Annotated in this window: 9 protein-coding genes; 6 read left to right on the forward strand and 3 right to left on the reverse strand. The window is 59.0% G+C overall.

What is annotated here, in order from left to right:
- Positions 1 to 99: 99 nt before the first annotated feature.
- From glgC to CAP31_RS06140, 6 genes are all read left to right on the forward strand, one after another.
- Positions 100 to 1,329 carry a glucose-1-phosphate adenylyltransferase gene (gene glgC / locus CAP31_RS06115; protein ID WP_087446722.1) on the forward strand — a complete coding sequence of 410 codons (1,230 nt, stop codon included), beginning with the start codon at positions 100 to 102 and terminating at the stop codon, positions 1,327 to 1,329.
- Positions 1,330 to 1,411: 82 nt separating this feature from the next.
- Positions 1,412 to 3,544, forward strand: a complete 2,133-nt coding sequence (gene glgX, locus CAP31_RS06120) for a glycogen debranching protein GlgX (protein WP_087446723.1) — start codon at positions 1,412 to 1,414, stop codon at positions 3,542 to 3,544.
- A complete protein-coding gene (gene treZ, locus CAP31_RS06125; RefSeq protein ID WP_223247394.1) occupies positions 3,541 to 5,373 on the forward strand; it encodes a malto-oligosyltrehalose trehalohydrolase in 1,833 nt (610 codons plus the stop codon). Before glgX ends, treZ begins: the two co-directional genes overlap by 4 nt.
- On the forward strand, positions 5,370 to 10,493 hold the full coding sequence (locus CAP31_RS06130) for a malto-oligosyltrehalose synthase (protein WP_087446724.1): 5,124 nt from the start codon (positions 5,370 to 5,372) through the stop codon (positions 10,491 to 10,493). The genes treZ and CAP31_RS06130 overlap by 4 nt, the downstream gene beginning before the upstream one ends.
- 138 nt (positions 10,494 to 10,631) lie before the next feature.
- Entirely contained in the window at positions 10,632 to 11,579 is a 948-nt protein-coding gene (locus tag CAP31_RS06135) for an MFS transporter (RefSeq protein ID WP_087446725.1), read from the forward strand.
- Positions 11,558 to 12,160, forward strand: coding sequence for a hypothetical protein (locus CAP31_RS06140; protein ID WP_087446726.1), 603 nt, complete (start codon positions 11,558 to 11,560; stop codon positions 12,158 to 12,160). The genes CAP31_RS06135 and CAP31_RS06140 overlap by 22 nt, the downstream gene beginning before the upstream one ends.
- On the opposite strand, the gene CAP31_RS06145 is transcribed toward CAP31_RS06140, so the two are convergent.
- From CAP31_RS06145 to CAP31_RS06155, 3 genes are read right to left on the reverse strand one after another with little or no spacing between them, the layout of a single operon-like run.
- Positions 12,150 to 13,094 (reverse strand): glycosyltransferase family 4 protein, encoded by a 945-nt coding sequence (locus CAP31_RS06145; RefSeq protein WP_223247395.1) that lies wholly within the window; start codon positions 13,092 to 13,094, stop codon positions 12,150 to 12,152. The genes CAP31_RS06140 and CAP31_RS06145 overlap by 11 nt on opposite strands.
- Positions 13,081 to 14,172: a glycosyltransferase family 9 protein gene (locus tag CAP31_RS06150; protein ID WP_087446727.1), complete on the reverse strand. Its 1,092-nt coding sequence runs from the start codon at positions 14,170 to 14,172 to the stop codon at positions 13,081 to 13,083. The genes CAP31_RS06145 and CAP31_RS06150 overlap by 14 nt, the downstream gene beginning before the upstream one ends.
- Positions 14,172 to 15,146 carry a glycosyltransferase family 2 protein gene (locus CAP31_RS06155; RefSeq protein WP_087446728.1) on the reverse strand — a complete coding sequence of 325 codons (975 nt, stop codon included), beginning with the start codon at positions 15,144 to 15,146 and terminating at the stop codon, positions 14,172 to 14,174. The genes CAP31_RS06150 and CAP31_RS06155 overlap by 1 nt, the downstream gene beginning before the upstream one ends.
- Between the last annotated feature and the right edge of the window lies 1 nt (position 15,147).

Below are 15,147 nucleotides of genomic sequence, written 5' to 3' on the forward strand. Positions count from 1 at the left end.
ATGCGGAAGTGCGTTGATTTATGACTTTCTATGGAGCAATAAGTGCACAGATATGCAAAAAAATCTCATTTCACCAAAAACAGTAATGATGGAGTCAAGATGAGTCCGTTACCTACTGTTCTGGCGGTCGTGCTCGCGGGCGGAGAGGGATCGAGACTGTACCCGCTGACCGAGCCGCGTTCCAAACCTTCCGTGCCTTTTGGCGGCCGTTACCGGATCGTCGATTTCGTACTCAGCAATCTGATGAATTCCGGCATTCATTCGATCTATCTTCTGGTGCAATACAAATCGCAATCGCTTATCGAGCACGTGAACCGCGCATGGACGCTGTCCAATGCGATTCCGGGGCAGTTTATTACCGTCGTGCCGCCGCAGATGCGGGAGGGACCGGAGTGGTTTCAGGGCACGGCGGATGCGGTATGCCAGAACCTGCACCTGATCGAGAGCCGGGCGCCTGACATGGTGGCGGTATTCGGTGCGGATCATATTTACCGTATGGATATCCGGCAGATGATGCGCTTTCACAAAGAGCGCAATGCGGATGTCACTGTGGCAGCGATTCCTGTCCCGCTCCAGCAGGCATCGTCGTTCGGCGTGATTACTGCAGATGATGACGGGCGCATCAGGGAATTCCTGGAGAAACCGGAACACCCGGTGCCCATGCCCGGGCGTTCGGATTGTGCCTACGGCAGCATGGGTAACTACCTGTTCAATACCGAGGTGCTCAAGGAGGCGCTGCTGGAAGCCCGTGACCGTGGCGAGCATGATTTCGGACGGCATATCCTGCCGCGTCTGCTGAACACGCATCAGGTCTATGCCTATGATTTTTCCACCAACCGCATACCCGGCGTGCGCGATTATGAAGAACAGGGATACTGGCGCGATGTCGGTACGCTGGACGCGTTTTATGACGCGCACATGGATGTATTGGGGATGGAGCCGCGTTTCAATATCTTCAATTCCAAGTGGCGCATCTATTCGAGCGGCTACCAGGGGCCGACCGCGAAGATCATCGATGGCTATGTCAAGAACAGCATTGTCGGCGCCGGCTCCATGGTCAAAGGCGGTTCAATCAAAAACTCCATCGTCCGGCGTGAAGTGATCATTGAGGAAGACGTGGAGCTGGAAGACTGCATCATCATGGATTACACCATCATCCGCAAAGGTGCCAGATTGCGCCGCGTGATCGTCGACCGCTTCAATACCATTCCGGCGGGAACGCAGATCGGTTATGACCTCGAGGCCGATCGCGCCCGGTATCATATATCGGAAGCCGGGGTAGTGGTGGTTCCGAAAGGCGATGAATTGAATATCAGCCGGTATTTTTGACATGAAAAAGGATAATGCTGACTGGGACGGACGGTCAGAGACTTGTTTTTTATTGTAAATACGATTCTTGCAGAGGTTCAGGATGAGCAAATGGATATCGTCGGTTTGGCCGGGGCGCCCCTATCCGCGCGGTGCGAATTGGGACGGTGAAGGCGTGAACTTCGCCATTTTTTCCGAGCATGCCGAGAAAGTCGAACTGTGTCTGTTCGATTCCAAAGGCCAGCGCGAGGTGCAGCGTATCGAGCTGAAGGAATGCACCAATCTGATCTGGCATTGTTATTTGCCCGAGGCCCGTCCAGGGCTGCTTTACGGCTTCCGGGTATACGGCCCCTATCGTCCCGCTGAAGGGCACCGTTTCAATCCCAACAAGCTGCTGATCGAGCCTTACGCAAAGGATATCGTGGGTACCCCGCTGTGGAGCGATGCGCATTTCGGATACCGCATTGGCAGCAAGCGTGGCGATCTCTCTTTCGACCGCCGCGATAACGCCAGAGGCATGCCCAAATGCCGGGTCATCGATCAGGCCTTTACCTGGGGGAACGACCGGCCACCCGATATCCGCTGGCATGACATGGTGATATACGAGCTGCACGTCAAAGGCTTTACCATGCAGCATCCGGATATTCCGCCGGAGTTTCGCGGGACTTATGCCGGATTGACGATGGAACCCGCGATCGAGCACCTCAAGCAGCTTGGCATCACGACCGTCGAGCTGATGCCGGTGCACGCATTTCTCGACGACAGGCATCTGATCGAACGCGGGCTGCGCAATTACTGGGGATATAACTCCATCAGCTTCATGGCGCCGGATTCGCGTTATTCCGCAAGCGGCCATGTCAGCGAATTCAAGACCATGGTCAAGACACTCCATTCGGCCGACATCGAGGTCATTCTCGACGTCGTCTACAATCATACGGCCGAAGGCAATCACCTCGGGCCGACCCTGTCATTCCGCGGTATCGACAATATCGCCTATTATCGGCTGGTGGACAATGATTCGCGTTATTACATGGATTACACCGGCTGCGGTAACACGCTCGATATGCGGCATTCGCGGGTACTGCAGCTGATCATGGACAGCCTGCGTTACTGGGTGCAGGAAATGCATGTGGACGGTTTCCGTTTCGATCTGGCTTCGGCGCTGGCGCGTGAACTGCATGAAGTGAACCAGCTCGGCACGTTCTTCGATACCATACGCCAGGACCCGGTACTGAGCACGATCAAGCTCATCGCCGAACCCTGGGATCTGGGCGAAGGCGGCTATCAGGTCGGGAATTTCCCGCTGGGCTGGGCGGAATGGAACGACAAGTATCGGGACAGTGTCCGTGCTTACTGGAAAGGCGATGGCGGCCTGATCGGCGAGCTCGCAAGGCGGCTCACCGGCTCCAGCGATCTGTATGAGCACAACGGACGCAGACCCCATGCCAGTATCAATTTCCTCAGCGCGCATGATGGATTCACCCTGCATGATCTGGTGACCTACAACAGCAAGCACAATGAAGCGAATCTGGAAGATAATCGCGATGGCAACGACAATAATCATTCCTGGAATTGCGGCGTCGAAGGCGAAACGGACGATCCGGAGATCAACACTCTGCGCGCGCGGCAGAAACGCAATCTGCTGGCCACGCTGCTGTTTTCGCAGGGAGTGCCGATGCTGCTTGCCGGTGACGAAATGGGCCGTACCCAGCATGGCAACAATAATGCATATTGTCAGGACAATGAAATCAGCTGGTTGTCGTGGGATCTTAAACCGCAGGATAAAGAGCTGCTGGAATTCACTAAGCGAGTGATCGCGCTGCGCAAGGCACATCCATTGTTTCGCCGCAGCTATTTCTTTCATGGCAAACCGATACGCGGCGGTGAGGTAAAGGACATTGTCTGGCTCAATCCGGATGGCTTCGAAATGAGCGAAGAAGACTGGAATCAGGCTTTCTCGCGCTGCCTGGGCGTCTACCTTGCCGGCGATAGTCTGGTCGAGACCGACGGGCGCGGGCGGCGCCTGCATGACGACAATCTGCTGCTGCTGATTAATGCGCATCATGAAGACATCGCCTTTATGCTGCCCGAATTCGACGGGCATCATTATTGGGACGTATTGCTGGATACCTGTGATGCGGTCGGACAGCCGAAAGTTCTTCGTTACAAAGCCGGAGAGGGCTATCCTGTGGGTGGCCGGGCGCTGGTACTGCTGAAACAGGGTGAACCAAAATGAAACGCGTGCACGACATGCCTTTCGGCGCGACCGTGCTGGCTGATGACAGGATACGCTTCCGTCTGTGGGCACCGGCGGCACAGCAGGTCGAGCTGCGGCTGCAACAGGGCGCGGGGACGGAAACCGGTTTGCCGATGCAGGCGCTTGCTGATGGCTGGTTTGAACTGGTGACTGCGCCGCATCAAGCTGCACCGGGAACGCGTTATCGCTACCGTATCGACGGCAGGCTGGATGTGCCTGATCCTGCGTCCCGCGCCAATCCCGGCGATGTTCACGGCCATAGCCAGGTGATCGATGCGGCGGCTTTCGACTGGCAGGATGCGGCATGGCGGGGACACCCATGGCATGAGGCGGTGATTTACGAGCTGCACACGGGAACCTTCACTGCAGAGGGCACTTTTGCCGCGGCGATGCAACGGCTCGATTATCTGGCGGATCTGGGCGTTACCGCGATCGAGCTGATGCCGGTGGCGGATTTCCCGGGCAAGCGCAATTGGGGTTACGACGGGGTGTTGCTGTATGCGCCCGATACCAGCTACGGCACGCCGGACGAATTGAAAACGCTGGTGCAGGCGGCGCACGCACGCGGGCTGATGGTGCTGCTGGACGTGGTGTACAACCATTTCGGGCCTGACGGCAATTACCTGCATGCCTATGCGCCGCCATTCTTTAGCCAGCGCCATCATACGCCGTGGGGCGCGGCGATCAATTTCGACGACAGCGGCAGCCGTACGGTACGGGATTTTTTTATCCACAACGCGTTGTACTGGCTGGAAGAATACCATTTCGACGGGCTGCGGCTGGATGCGGTACACGCCATACTCGACGACAGTCGGCCCGACATCATCGAAGAACTGGCGGCGGCGGTACACGCCGGCCCTGGGCGCAGCCGTAAGGTGCATCTCATATTGGAAAACGATGCCAACGCGGCGCGGTATATCGGGCAGGCTAGCATTGCCGCGCAGTGGAACGACGATATCCACCATGCCCTGCATATCCTGCTGACCGGAGAACAGGACGGCTATTACGCCGATTACGCCGATCAGCCGGTGCGGCATCTGGCACGCTGTCTGGCCGAGGGTTTTGCTTTTCAGGGCGAGCCTTCCGGTTTCCGCGAGGGTCGCTTGCGCGGCGAAACCAGCACCCATCTGCCCCCCGGTGCTTTCGTCAATTTCACGCAGACGCATGATCAGGTAGGCAACCGCGCTTACGGCGAACGCCTGTCGATGCTTGCGCAACCGGTATCGCTGCGGGCCGCACTCGCCGTGGTGCTGCTGGCGCCATCGCCGCCGATGCTGTTCATGGGCGAGGAGTTTGCGGCGGCAACGCCGTTCCAGTTCTTCTGCGATTTTCAGGGAGAGCTGGCGCTCGCCGTCACCGCGGGCCGGCGCCGTGAATTCGCCGGGTTCCGCGAATTCGCCGATCCCGGCGCGCAGGCGCGGATACCCGACCCCAATGATCCGGCAACATTCGAGCGCAGCAAGCTCGACTGGGCGAGTCTGGATCAGCCGCCACACCGCGAGTGGCTGGCATTCTATCGCGAGCTGCTGGCACTGCGCCGCGTGCATGTCATGCCGCGGCTGCCTGGCATGCACGGCGGCGCCAGATTCGAACTGATCGGAGCAAGGGGACTGGCCGTGCGCTGGCATCTGGGTGATGGCGCGCAGTTAACGCTGCTGGCGAATCTGGGCGATGAGGCAGTCGCAGGCAAGTCGGGTTTTGCTGGCAAGGCCTTTTATCTGAGCCAGCCGGATTTGCCGGAGCTGTTTTCCGCTGGGTGCATGCCGGCCTGGTGTGTTGCCTGGTTCATCGAGGAAGCAAGCCAATGACACAGCATAATGCGCTGGCGCAGCTTGCCGCCTTATACGGCATCGCAGCTGAATATCATGACATCTGGGGCAATCTGCATCCTACCGGCGAAGCGACGCAACGTGCGCTGCTCACGGCAATGGGCGTCAACCTTAACGGCGATCTGGCAGCGATATTCGCCGAACATGCAGCGCAGTCATGGCGCCGCATGCTGCCGCCGGTGCAGGTGGTGCGTGTCTCGGATGGCGCACTGGCGGTGCCGGTCGTGTCTTCGTCCGTGTACGCGAATGGCCTCTATCGCTGGGCATTGACGCACGAAGACGGCAGGCATGAAGACGGCGTATTCCGGCCCGCTGAACTGGAACACGCCGGCAACCAGTCGCTTGACGGCGAGCAGTACGAACGCGGCCTGTTGCAGTTGCCGTCATGCCCGCCAGGTTATCACCGCCTGACGGTGCAGGCAGCGGACGGTAGCGAAATTGGCATGACCCTTATCGTAGCACCGGCAATTGCTTATCAGCCTCCTGCGCTTGCTGAAGACGGACGGGTTTACGGGCCTGCCTTGCAGCTTTACGGCGTGCGTTCCTTGCACAACTGGGGCATAGGTGATTTCACCGACCTGCGCATGGTGGTCGAGCTGGCCGGCGAATCGGGCATGGACATCGTCGGGCTGAATCCGCTGCACGCACTGTTTCCGGACAATCCGGCTCATGTCAGCCCGTACAGTCCTTCCAGCCGGCTGTTCCTTAACATTCTCTACCTGGACGTCGAAGCGGTAGCCGATTTTGCCGAATGCGACGAAGCGCGCACGACGGTGGCGGACGAGGCGTTTCAGGCGCGCTTGCGTGCGTTGCGTTCGGAAGACCTAGTGGATTACCAGCAGGTCATGGCCGCCAAGCAGACGCTGCTGACCGTGCTTTACCGTCATTTCCGGGAATGGCACTTGCAAGGGAACAGCGAACGCGGGCAGCAGTTCCGCGCCTTTCAATTGCAAGGCGGAGAAAATCTGCGCCGGCATGCGCTGTTCGAGACGCTGCAGGCTTACTTCAGCAAGCAGGATGCCGGCATCCATGGCTGGCCGGCATGGCCGGAAGCTTTTCGCGATCCCGCCGCGCCGGCGGTAGCCGATTTCATGCAGGAGCATATCGAGCAGATCGAGTATTACGAGTATCTGCAATGGCTGGCCGATCAGCAGCTCGATGCGGCCGGCAAGACTTCGCTGGCATACGGGCTGGGTGTGGGTTTATACGGCGATCTGGCTGTCGGCGTGGAGCGCGGCGGCGCGGAAACCTGGGCTTGCCAGCGCTGCCATGCGCTTGGCGCCAGCATCGGCGCACCTGCGGATGACTTCAATCCGCACGGGCAGGATTGGGGTTTGCCGCCGTGGATACCGGAGCAGTTGCGTGAAACTGCCTATGCGCCGTTCATTGCGATGCTGCGGGCCAACATGCGCCACATGGGTGCGTTGCGCATCGATCATGTGATGGGGTTGATGCGGCTATTCTGGATTCCGTGCGATCCTGCCATAGCCGGTACCTACATAAGCTATCCGTTTGATGACCTGCTGGGCATACTGATGCTGGAAAGCCAGCGCAATCGCTGTCTGGTGATCGGCGAGGATCTGGGCACCGTACCCGATAGTCTGCGCGAGCGCATGCAGCAAGCCGGCATATTGTCCTATCGCGTACTGTTGTTTTCGCATGATGAACAGGGCGGTTTTCTGGCGTCGGCCGCCTATCCGGCACAATCGCTGGTGACGGTGAGCACGCATGATCTGCCTACGTTGCGGGGATACTGGCAGGGACAGGATATCGATACGCGCGCGACCCTGGGGCTGTTTGCCGATGAGAACGTGCGCCAGCAGCAGGTGATGTCGCGGGCGAGCGACCGGGCTGCATTGCTGATAGCATTGGAGCGCGAAGCGCTGCTGGAAGGCGGCAGCATGCATCCGGTGGCGAACCCGGAGATGTCGCTGGAACTGATGTGTGCCGTGCATCGTTTCCTCGCCAGGACACGGTCGCAGATCATGATGATTCATCCGGGCGATATCTTCGGGCAACTGGAGCAGGTCAATCTGCCGGGCGCGACAAATGAAGCCTACCCGAACTGGCAGCGCCGTCTGAGCGTCAATCTGGAAGAATGGCGAGACGACCCGCGCCTGCAACGCATCGTCGGAGCAGTGATCGCCGAGCGTGCGGGTGCAAAACAGGCGCATCCTTCACAGCCTGCGCCAGCCGACATGCTGCGCGCGCGTTCGCCACGGATTCCGCTGTGTACCTATCGTCTGCAATTCAATCGCGATTTCACCTTCAATCAGGCGCGCGAGATCGTGCCCTATCTGCATGCCCTGGGTGTTTCACACCTGTATGCCTCGCCGTATCTCAAGGCGCGGCCAGGCAGCAGGCATGGTTACGACATCATCGATCACAACACGCTGAATCCCGAGATCGGCACTTATCAGGAATTCGAACTGCTGTGCGCGACGCTTGCCGAACACGGCATGGGACAGATGCTGGATGTGGTGCCGAACCATATGGGCGTGGGCGGCGACAATGCTTGGTGGCTGGACGTGCTGGAGAACGGCCAGGCGTCGGCCTATGCCAAGTTCTTCGATATCGACTGGGCGCCGATCAAGCCTGAATTGCGCGGCAAGGTGCTGTTGCCGGTTCTGGGTAACCGCTATGGCGTGGTACTGGATAACGCCGAGCTGCAACTGCGGTTCGATGTGGAGCGCGGCGAATTTGCCATTTATTACTATGAGCACCATTTTCCGATAGACCCTGCGGAATATCCGCTTATTCTGGCCTACCGCATGGAGGTGCTGAGCATACGGTTAGGGCAGGAAGCCTCGCTGCTGATGGAGTTTCAGAGCCTGGCCACCGCATTCCGCAATCTGCCATCTCGCAATGATATCTCGCCCGAACGGCAGGCCGAGCGCAGACGCGACAAGGAAGTGCACAAACACCATCTGGCAAGCCTGGTGAAGGCCTACCCGGACATCGCCTGGTTTCTCGACGAGAATCTGCGTATCTTCAATGGCGTAGCGGGAGAGCCGGCCAGCTTCGACCCGCTGCATCAGCTGATCGAGGCGCAGGCTTACCGGCTGGCCTACTGGCGGGTGGCTTCGGATGAAATCAATTACCGGCGCTTTTTTGACATCAACGATCTGGCCGGGTTGCGCATGGAGAACGACGAAGTCTTCGATGCGACGCACCAGCTTTTGCTGCGGCTGGTCGGTGAAGGCAAGCTCGATGGCCTGCGTCTGGATCATCCGGATGGTTTGTATGACCCCGAGGCCTATTTTCGCAAGCTGGTCGAACAATGCAGATTGGCGGGTCGTGCGCCCTATCTGGTAGTGGAAAAGATACTGGCGGTGCATGAAAAATTGCGCGGCAGCTGGCCGGTACATGGCACCACCGGTTACGAATTCACCAATCTGCTCAATGGCCTGTTTGTCGATACAAGCGCAGCCAAACGCATGGAGCGGGTGTACAACGGCTTCATCTGCGAGCATGCCGATTTTGATGATCTGCTGTACCATTCCAAGAAACTCATCATGAAGACCGCGCTGTCGGGCGAGTTGAATGTGCTGGCCAACCTGCTCTCGAAAATTGCCGAAGCCGACCGTCATACCTGCGATTACACGCTGAATGGATTGCGTCGGGCCCTGGCCGAGATCGTCGCCTGTTTCCCGGTCTATCGCGGCTACATAAGCGCCCGGGAGGTCACAGCGGAAGACCGTCACAACGTCGAACAGGCGACGTTAGCGGCCAAACGCCGGAGCACGGCGGCGGAGACCGGCATCTTCGACTTTCTGCAAGATGTGCTCACGCTCGCCGCAGCAGATGGAAAATCGGCTGCCTATTACGAGCAGGTGCTGATATTTGCGATGAAATTCCAGCAGATCACCAGTCCGGTGATGGCGAAAGGCCTGGAAGACACCAGCGCGTATATCTATCACCGTTTGTTGTCGCTGAACGAAGTCGGCAGTGATCCGCGCCAGTTCGGCGTGACCCGCACCATGTTCCATCGGGCCAACGCAGCCCGTGCGAGGGACTGGCCGCACGCGATGCTGACCACTTCGACGCACGACACCAAGCGCAGCGAGGATGTGCGGGCCCGCCTGAATGTCCTTTCGGAAATGCCGGCCGCCTGGCGGCTCGCGCTACGGCACTGGAGCCGCGCCAACCGCAGTCTCAGGCGCGAAGTGGATGGCGTGCGCGTACCCACGCCCAATGATGAATATTTCATCTATCAGACATTGCTTGGCATCTGGCCGCCGGGAGAGCCGGATGCCGGCGAGATGGCGCATTTCCTCAGCCGGTTGAAGGAATACCTGATCAAGGCGGTACGCGAAGCTAAAGTGCATACCAGCTGGATCAACCCTGACACGGCTTACGAAGAGGCGATTCTGGCATTTGCCGATGCGCTGGTAAATGCGCCGGCCGAGAGTGCGTTCAAGGCCCGGTTTCTGCCGTTCCAGCGCCGGATCGCCCGGCTGGGCCTGTTCAACAGCCTGTCACAGACGCTGCTGAAACTGACCGTGCCCGGTGTGCCCGATATCTATCAGGGCTGCGAGTTGTGGGATTTCAGTCTGGTGGATCCGGATAACCGGCGCCCGGTGGATTTCAACCGGCGCCGGGCGATGCTCGATGAATTGCAGACGCTTGCCACCCGGCCGCCGCAACAGCGCAGTGCAGGCATCGCTGCATTATGCGACACGCTGGAAGACGGCCGCGCCAAATTGCTGGTGGTCAGCACGGCGCTGGCATTGCGCAATCGCTGGTCGGAGGTTTTCGAGCAAGGAGAATACCTGCCGCTTGCCATCAAGGGCGAACGCGCCGCGCATCTATGTGCTTACGCGCGCATGGCTGGAGGGCGCATCGTCATCACCATCGTTTCGCGTTATTTCGCCCGGTTGCTGGGTGAAGATGAGCGCTTCGACGCGGGCGGCAATATCTGGGGCGATACCACGGTGGGACTGCCTTTTCACCGTCGCAATCTGCATTACACCTGCGCGTTCACCGGAACTGTACTGAAACCCCAGCAGCGCCGTACCGGCTGGAGTCTGCGTATCGCGGATGTGCTCGCGGCATTTCCGTTGGGATTGATCGTCGTGGCTGGCGAACAGTCGGAATAGCAGGAAATATCGTCGAGTGTGGGGTTGCGTACTGACGAAATTCGGTTATGCATCCATGCTGTATTCAATACATTCCCTACCCGGCTTCGTAGTTGATCCATTTCCATACAGGAAATCCGTTTAATTAAGGCATTCATTTTGTTCAAGTGGCTGGTACCCCAGACATCCATTTCCGAGCAGGAGCTGCAGTTCGCTCAGAAAATGGTTATGCGCGACGGCATCCTGACTCAGATCATGGGTAATCTGACGGGGGGTGCTTTTATAGTGGCGTTCGCGTTGTTGCTAGGTGCATCGAATGTGGTCATCGGCCTGATCGCCGCCTTGCAGGCGCTTGCGCAGATACTGCAGTTGCCGACCATCTATCTGGTCGAAGCGACGCGCAACCGCAAGGCGCTGATGGTCTTCGGTTTGTTCATGAGTCGCATCTTCTGGCTATTGCTGGCGCTTATCCCCTGGGTGGTTCCCGAGAATTACCGGGTTCCGGCGATGTTTGTCGCGTTATTCGTGGATTTTGCGATCGGCACCATCGCCGGTCTGGCGTGGAATTCATGGATGCACGACCTGATTCCACCTCATATACTCGGCAGCTACATGGGGAAACGGATGGCGGTCTCGACTGCATTCGGCGTCGTGGTGACGCTCGTCGCCGGTTTCGGCGTGGATGCCTTTCGGGTCAATTTTGTCGGCACCAGCCTGCTGGTCATTTATTCGATTTACATCGGTCTTGGTGGCTTGATCGGCCTGTGGAGCGTTTATTATATCGCGCGGACGCCCGAACCGCAGATGCAGCATCTACCCCATTCCAATCTCTGGGCGCAAATCCGCGAACCGTTACAGGATATGAATTTCCGGCGTCTGCTGGTATTTCTCGGTACATGGAGTTTTGCGGTCAATCTGGCCGCGCCGTTTTTTACCGTCTATATGCTGAAGCGGCTGGATCTGAGCATGGGTGTTATCGTGGCTTTGACCGTATTGAGCCAGATCGTGAATGTGATGTTCTTCCGTTTGTGGGGAAGCTGGCCGACCGCTTCAGCAATAAATCCGTATTGGCGGAAAGCGGTTTCATGTTCATCACCACGTTCATGATGTGGCCGTTCACCTCGCTTTCGAGTCATTTCTGGATTGGCATGAGCGTATTGCTGATGATTCACGTGCTGGCCGGGATATCCAACGCCGGGGTGACGCTTTGCACCGGCAATATCGCGCTCAAGCTGGCACCCCACGGCAAGGCGACCTCTTATCTGGCAGTCAGGAGTTTTGTTTCGGGCATCATGGCAACGCTTGCGCCCCCGCTTGGCGGCATGCTTGGAAACTGGTTTGAGAACAAGCGCCTGAGCATTAATCTGGCCTGGTCGTCCATGAACACGCATACCGCATGGCAAGTGCCGGCGATGGCGTTGAGCGGGCTGGATTTCCTCTTCGTTTTCGCTTTTGTTTTCGGCCTTTACTCGCTGCACAGATTGCTGGCGGTCGAGGAGGTGGGGGAGGCGGAAAAAGGGGTGGTATTGGCCGAATTCAACGGGGAGATCCGCAAGGCGGTGCGCGACATTTCCAGTGTCGCCGGCTTGCGCGGCCTTCTGGTTCTGCCTTATAGCCAGCTGCTGCGCCTGATCGGCGAACGGCGCAGTTACCGCCGCCCGGCCAAAGTGGCCGACACTAAGCTGTAACGCTTTTCAATGCGTCGTCCCAGTCGGCGGCAAAGCGTGCGATATTGAAGCGTTCCATCGCATAAGCGCGGGCGGCAGCACCCAATTCACGGGCCAGCTCCGGGTCGCTGATGAGCTCGATCATGCGTTTTTTCAGAACAGCCACATCCGTATCCACATAGCCGTTTACGCCGTTCCTGATCGTCGTGACCATCTCTGTCGTCGCCAGGCCGATGATAGGCAGGCCCACCATCATCGCTTCGATTACCGCCAACCCCAGGCTGGTATAGCGGATCGGATTAAAGAAGAAGCGGTAATGCGACTGGAACGAGCATAGGTCCTTGTGGATCACTTCACCCAGGCCGCCCATCGAATGGGCGTCCATGCCGATCAGGTCGAGCGGCACACTGGCGCGTACATCTTCGAACACATCCGCACCGAGACGGCGGCCACGGTCCTTGAGGTGGTTGATGACCACGATGCCTTTCGGCAATTCGCCGCTGTAGCTTACCCCGGGCGGGATGACGACACCGTGCTCGATCACCCGCGTCGGCGTGCGCCCGCTGTTCCACATCAGGCGGTTGAAGTGGGTGACATGCACCAGCAAGACTTCGGGGTCGTCGACCGGATGCGGCGTATCGGTAGGGTGCTTTTGCGGAGGATCGTGTTCGATGTATATCTTGGGTAAACGCCGCTGTTCTGCCGTCAGAATCGCGTATTGGTCATCCAGGTACTGCGCCGGCGACTGGTAGATGATGCAGTCGAACTGACAGTCCTTGACTTGCGCGACCGGCATGTCGTGGACATTGTCCGGCCACGGAATATGTCCATGCCTGCCCGTGTACCCGGGCGGCCGTTCAGGCTTGGAGAGCACATAGAAATCATGCGGCGCATGCGCCAGATAATACAGATACGAACCGTGGACATGCCAGATAAGCACTTTAAGACGCTCCATTGAAATCCTCCATTTGCAGCTTGCCATGGCGGGCAAGCTTGTTGCGTACGACAGGTATGATCCGTTCCGCCGTCAGTGCCAGCGCACAGGGGTGCCCGATGGGGCACTGTTCGTGCGCGCAGGGCCGGCAGGCGACCGGTTGGTGGAACAGGACGGAATGCAAATCGCGATCCAGCGGCGACCAGCGCTGCGGGTCGGATGCCGAACAGATGATGACGCTGGGCACGCGCAACGCCGCCGCCATGTGCGAAAGCCCGGTATCGTTGCTGACGAGCAGACGTGCATGCCGCAACAGCACAGCCAGTGCGCCGAGGCTGGTCTTGCCTGCCAGATTGATGGCACTGCGCTTCATCGCCGCTTCGACTGCCTGGGCGACAGGCCATTCCGCCGCGCTGCCGGTGAGGATGACGGCATGATCGGCGGGCAACCCGTCGGCGACCTCGGCGAAGCGCTCGGGTGGCCAGCGCCGCGAACGCAACTGGGCGCCGGGGTGGATGATGACGTAAGGCTTGCCGCCGAGCGCGGCGGCAAGCCCCAATTGCGCGAATTCGCTGTGATCGAGCGGCGTCAGTGGAAATTCGAGCGAGCTGTCGCCGGGCGCTATGCCCAGGTGTTCCATCAGCGTCAGATAGCGCATGATCTCGGGTTCGTGTTCCGGCCATGCGATGAAGCGTTCGGCATCCGGACAATATTCACCGGGAACGAAAAATCCGGCTGTCGTTCTCGTGTTGAACAGCATCACGATCGAATTGACATAGCTGCCGCTGCCATGGAGCTGTATCGCCGCATCGAAGCGCCGGTGCTGCATCTCGGCCAGGAAACCGGGAATCGCATCGAGCCGGGGAAGGATTTCGGGCAGGCCGGGATAGCCCGGGAATTCGATGAATTCGTCGATATAACAGGCGAAGCGCGCGGCGAAAGTTGCGCACCAGGGCAAGCCGACCAGTGCGATGCGGGCATCCGGATAGGCATTGCGCAACGCGCGCAATGCAGGCACTGCGCATAACATGTCGCCCAGCTGCAAGGCCCGGAATACGACGATCGAATGTGGCTGGCCGAGCGCGTTCGGGGTGTCCATTACACGTACAGTACCCGGAATCTGACTGCGCCGAGCCAGTGCCAGTAGAGTGCGATCGGCGGGATCAAAGCGGAGGTGACCGCCATTTCGGCGACATGCCGCATATCCAGCGAGGTGCCGCGCAGCCGGCGCAGGATAAAATCAAGCGTGAAACCCAGCCATACGGCAATCGCCAGCCATGCACCCTGAAAATTACCAGCCACGGTCAGCGCCACGGCGAGGATGAGGCTGAGGGTGATGACATAGTAATTCCAGGGCGGCGACGAGCGGATGCGGGCGCGGTAATAGGCGGGATGCTTCTTGTAGAGCAGCGCATCGAACAGGATCTTGCGCTGCTGGGAAAGGCTGACGCCCCACGGCGCAGGCCGGACCGGATGCACCACGACAGCCGCAGGGGCGTGAACGATTCTGGCGTCGAGATTGAGCAGGTTGAAGAATAAATCGCTGTCTTCGCGCCAAGCGAGGCGGAAGCGCTCATCGAAACCGCCGGCCTGTTCCAGCGCCGATTTCCGGCAAAAACAGTTTGCGGTAACGAATTCGGCACGGGAGAGATTGGAGGCATCCTTTTCATAATCGGTCGGTGTCGCCGGAAGCGGCATCACCAGTTTGCCCCAGGCGGCGTCTGCGTCCTGTTCCAGCGCTAGCAAGCCGTTCCGCAGCCATTCCGGCGTCGGGCGGCAATCGTCATCGGTAAAGGCGATGAAATTCGCTGCGGCATTGCGCCAGCCGCAGTTCCGCGCAGCCGCCGGGCCGTGGCGTCCGCTGACTTGCAGATAGCGGATCAGCGGCACGCAGGCATGATTCTGCGCAAAGGTTTCGACCATCGCGCGGGTGTCGGCGCTGGGGCCGTCGTCGGCCACCACAATTTCGAAAACGCCTGGCGGCAAGTCCTGTGCGCACAGCGCCAGCAGGCATTCCTTGAGCATTTGCGGGCGCTTGTATGTGGGCACCACGACGCTGATGAGCGGGGTCATC

Source organism: Sulfuriferula sp. AH1 (genome assembly GCF_002162035.1).
Taxonomy (GTDB): domain Bacteria; phylum Pseudomonadota; class Gammaproteobacteria; order Burkholderiales; family Sulfuriferulaceae; genus Sulfuriferula.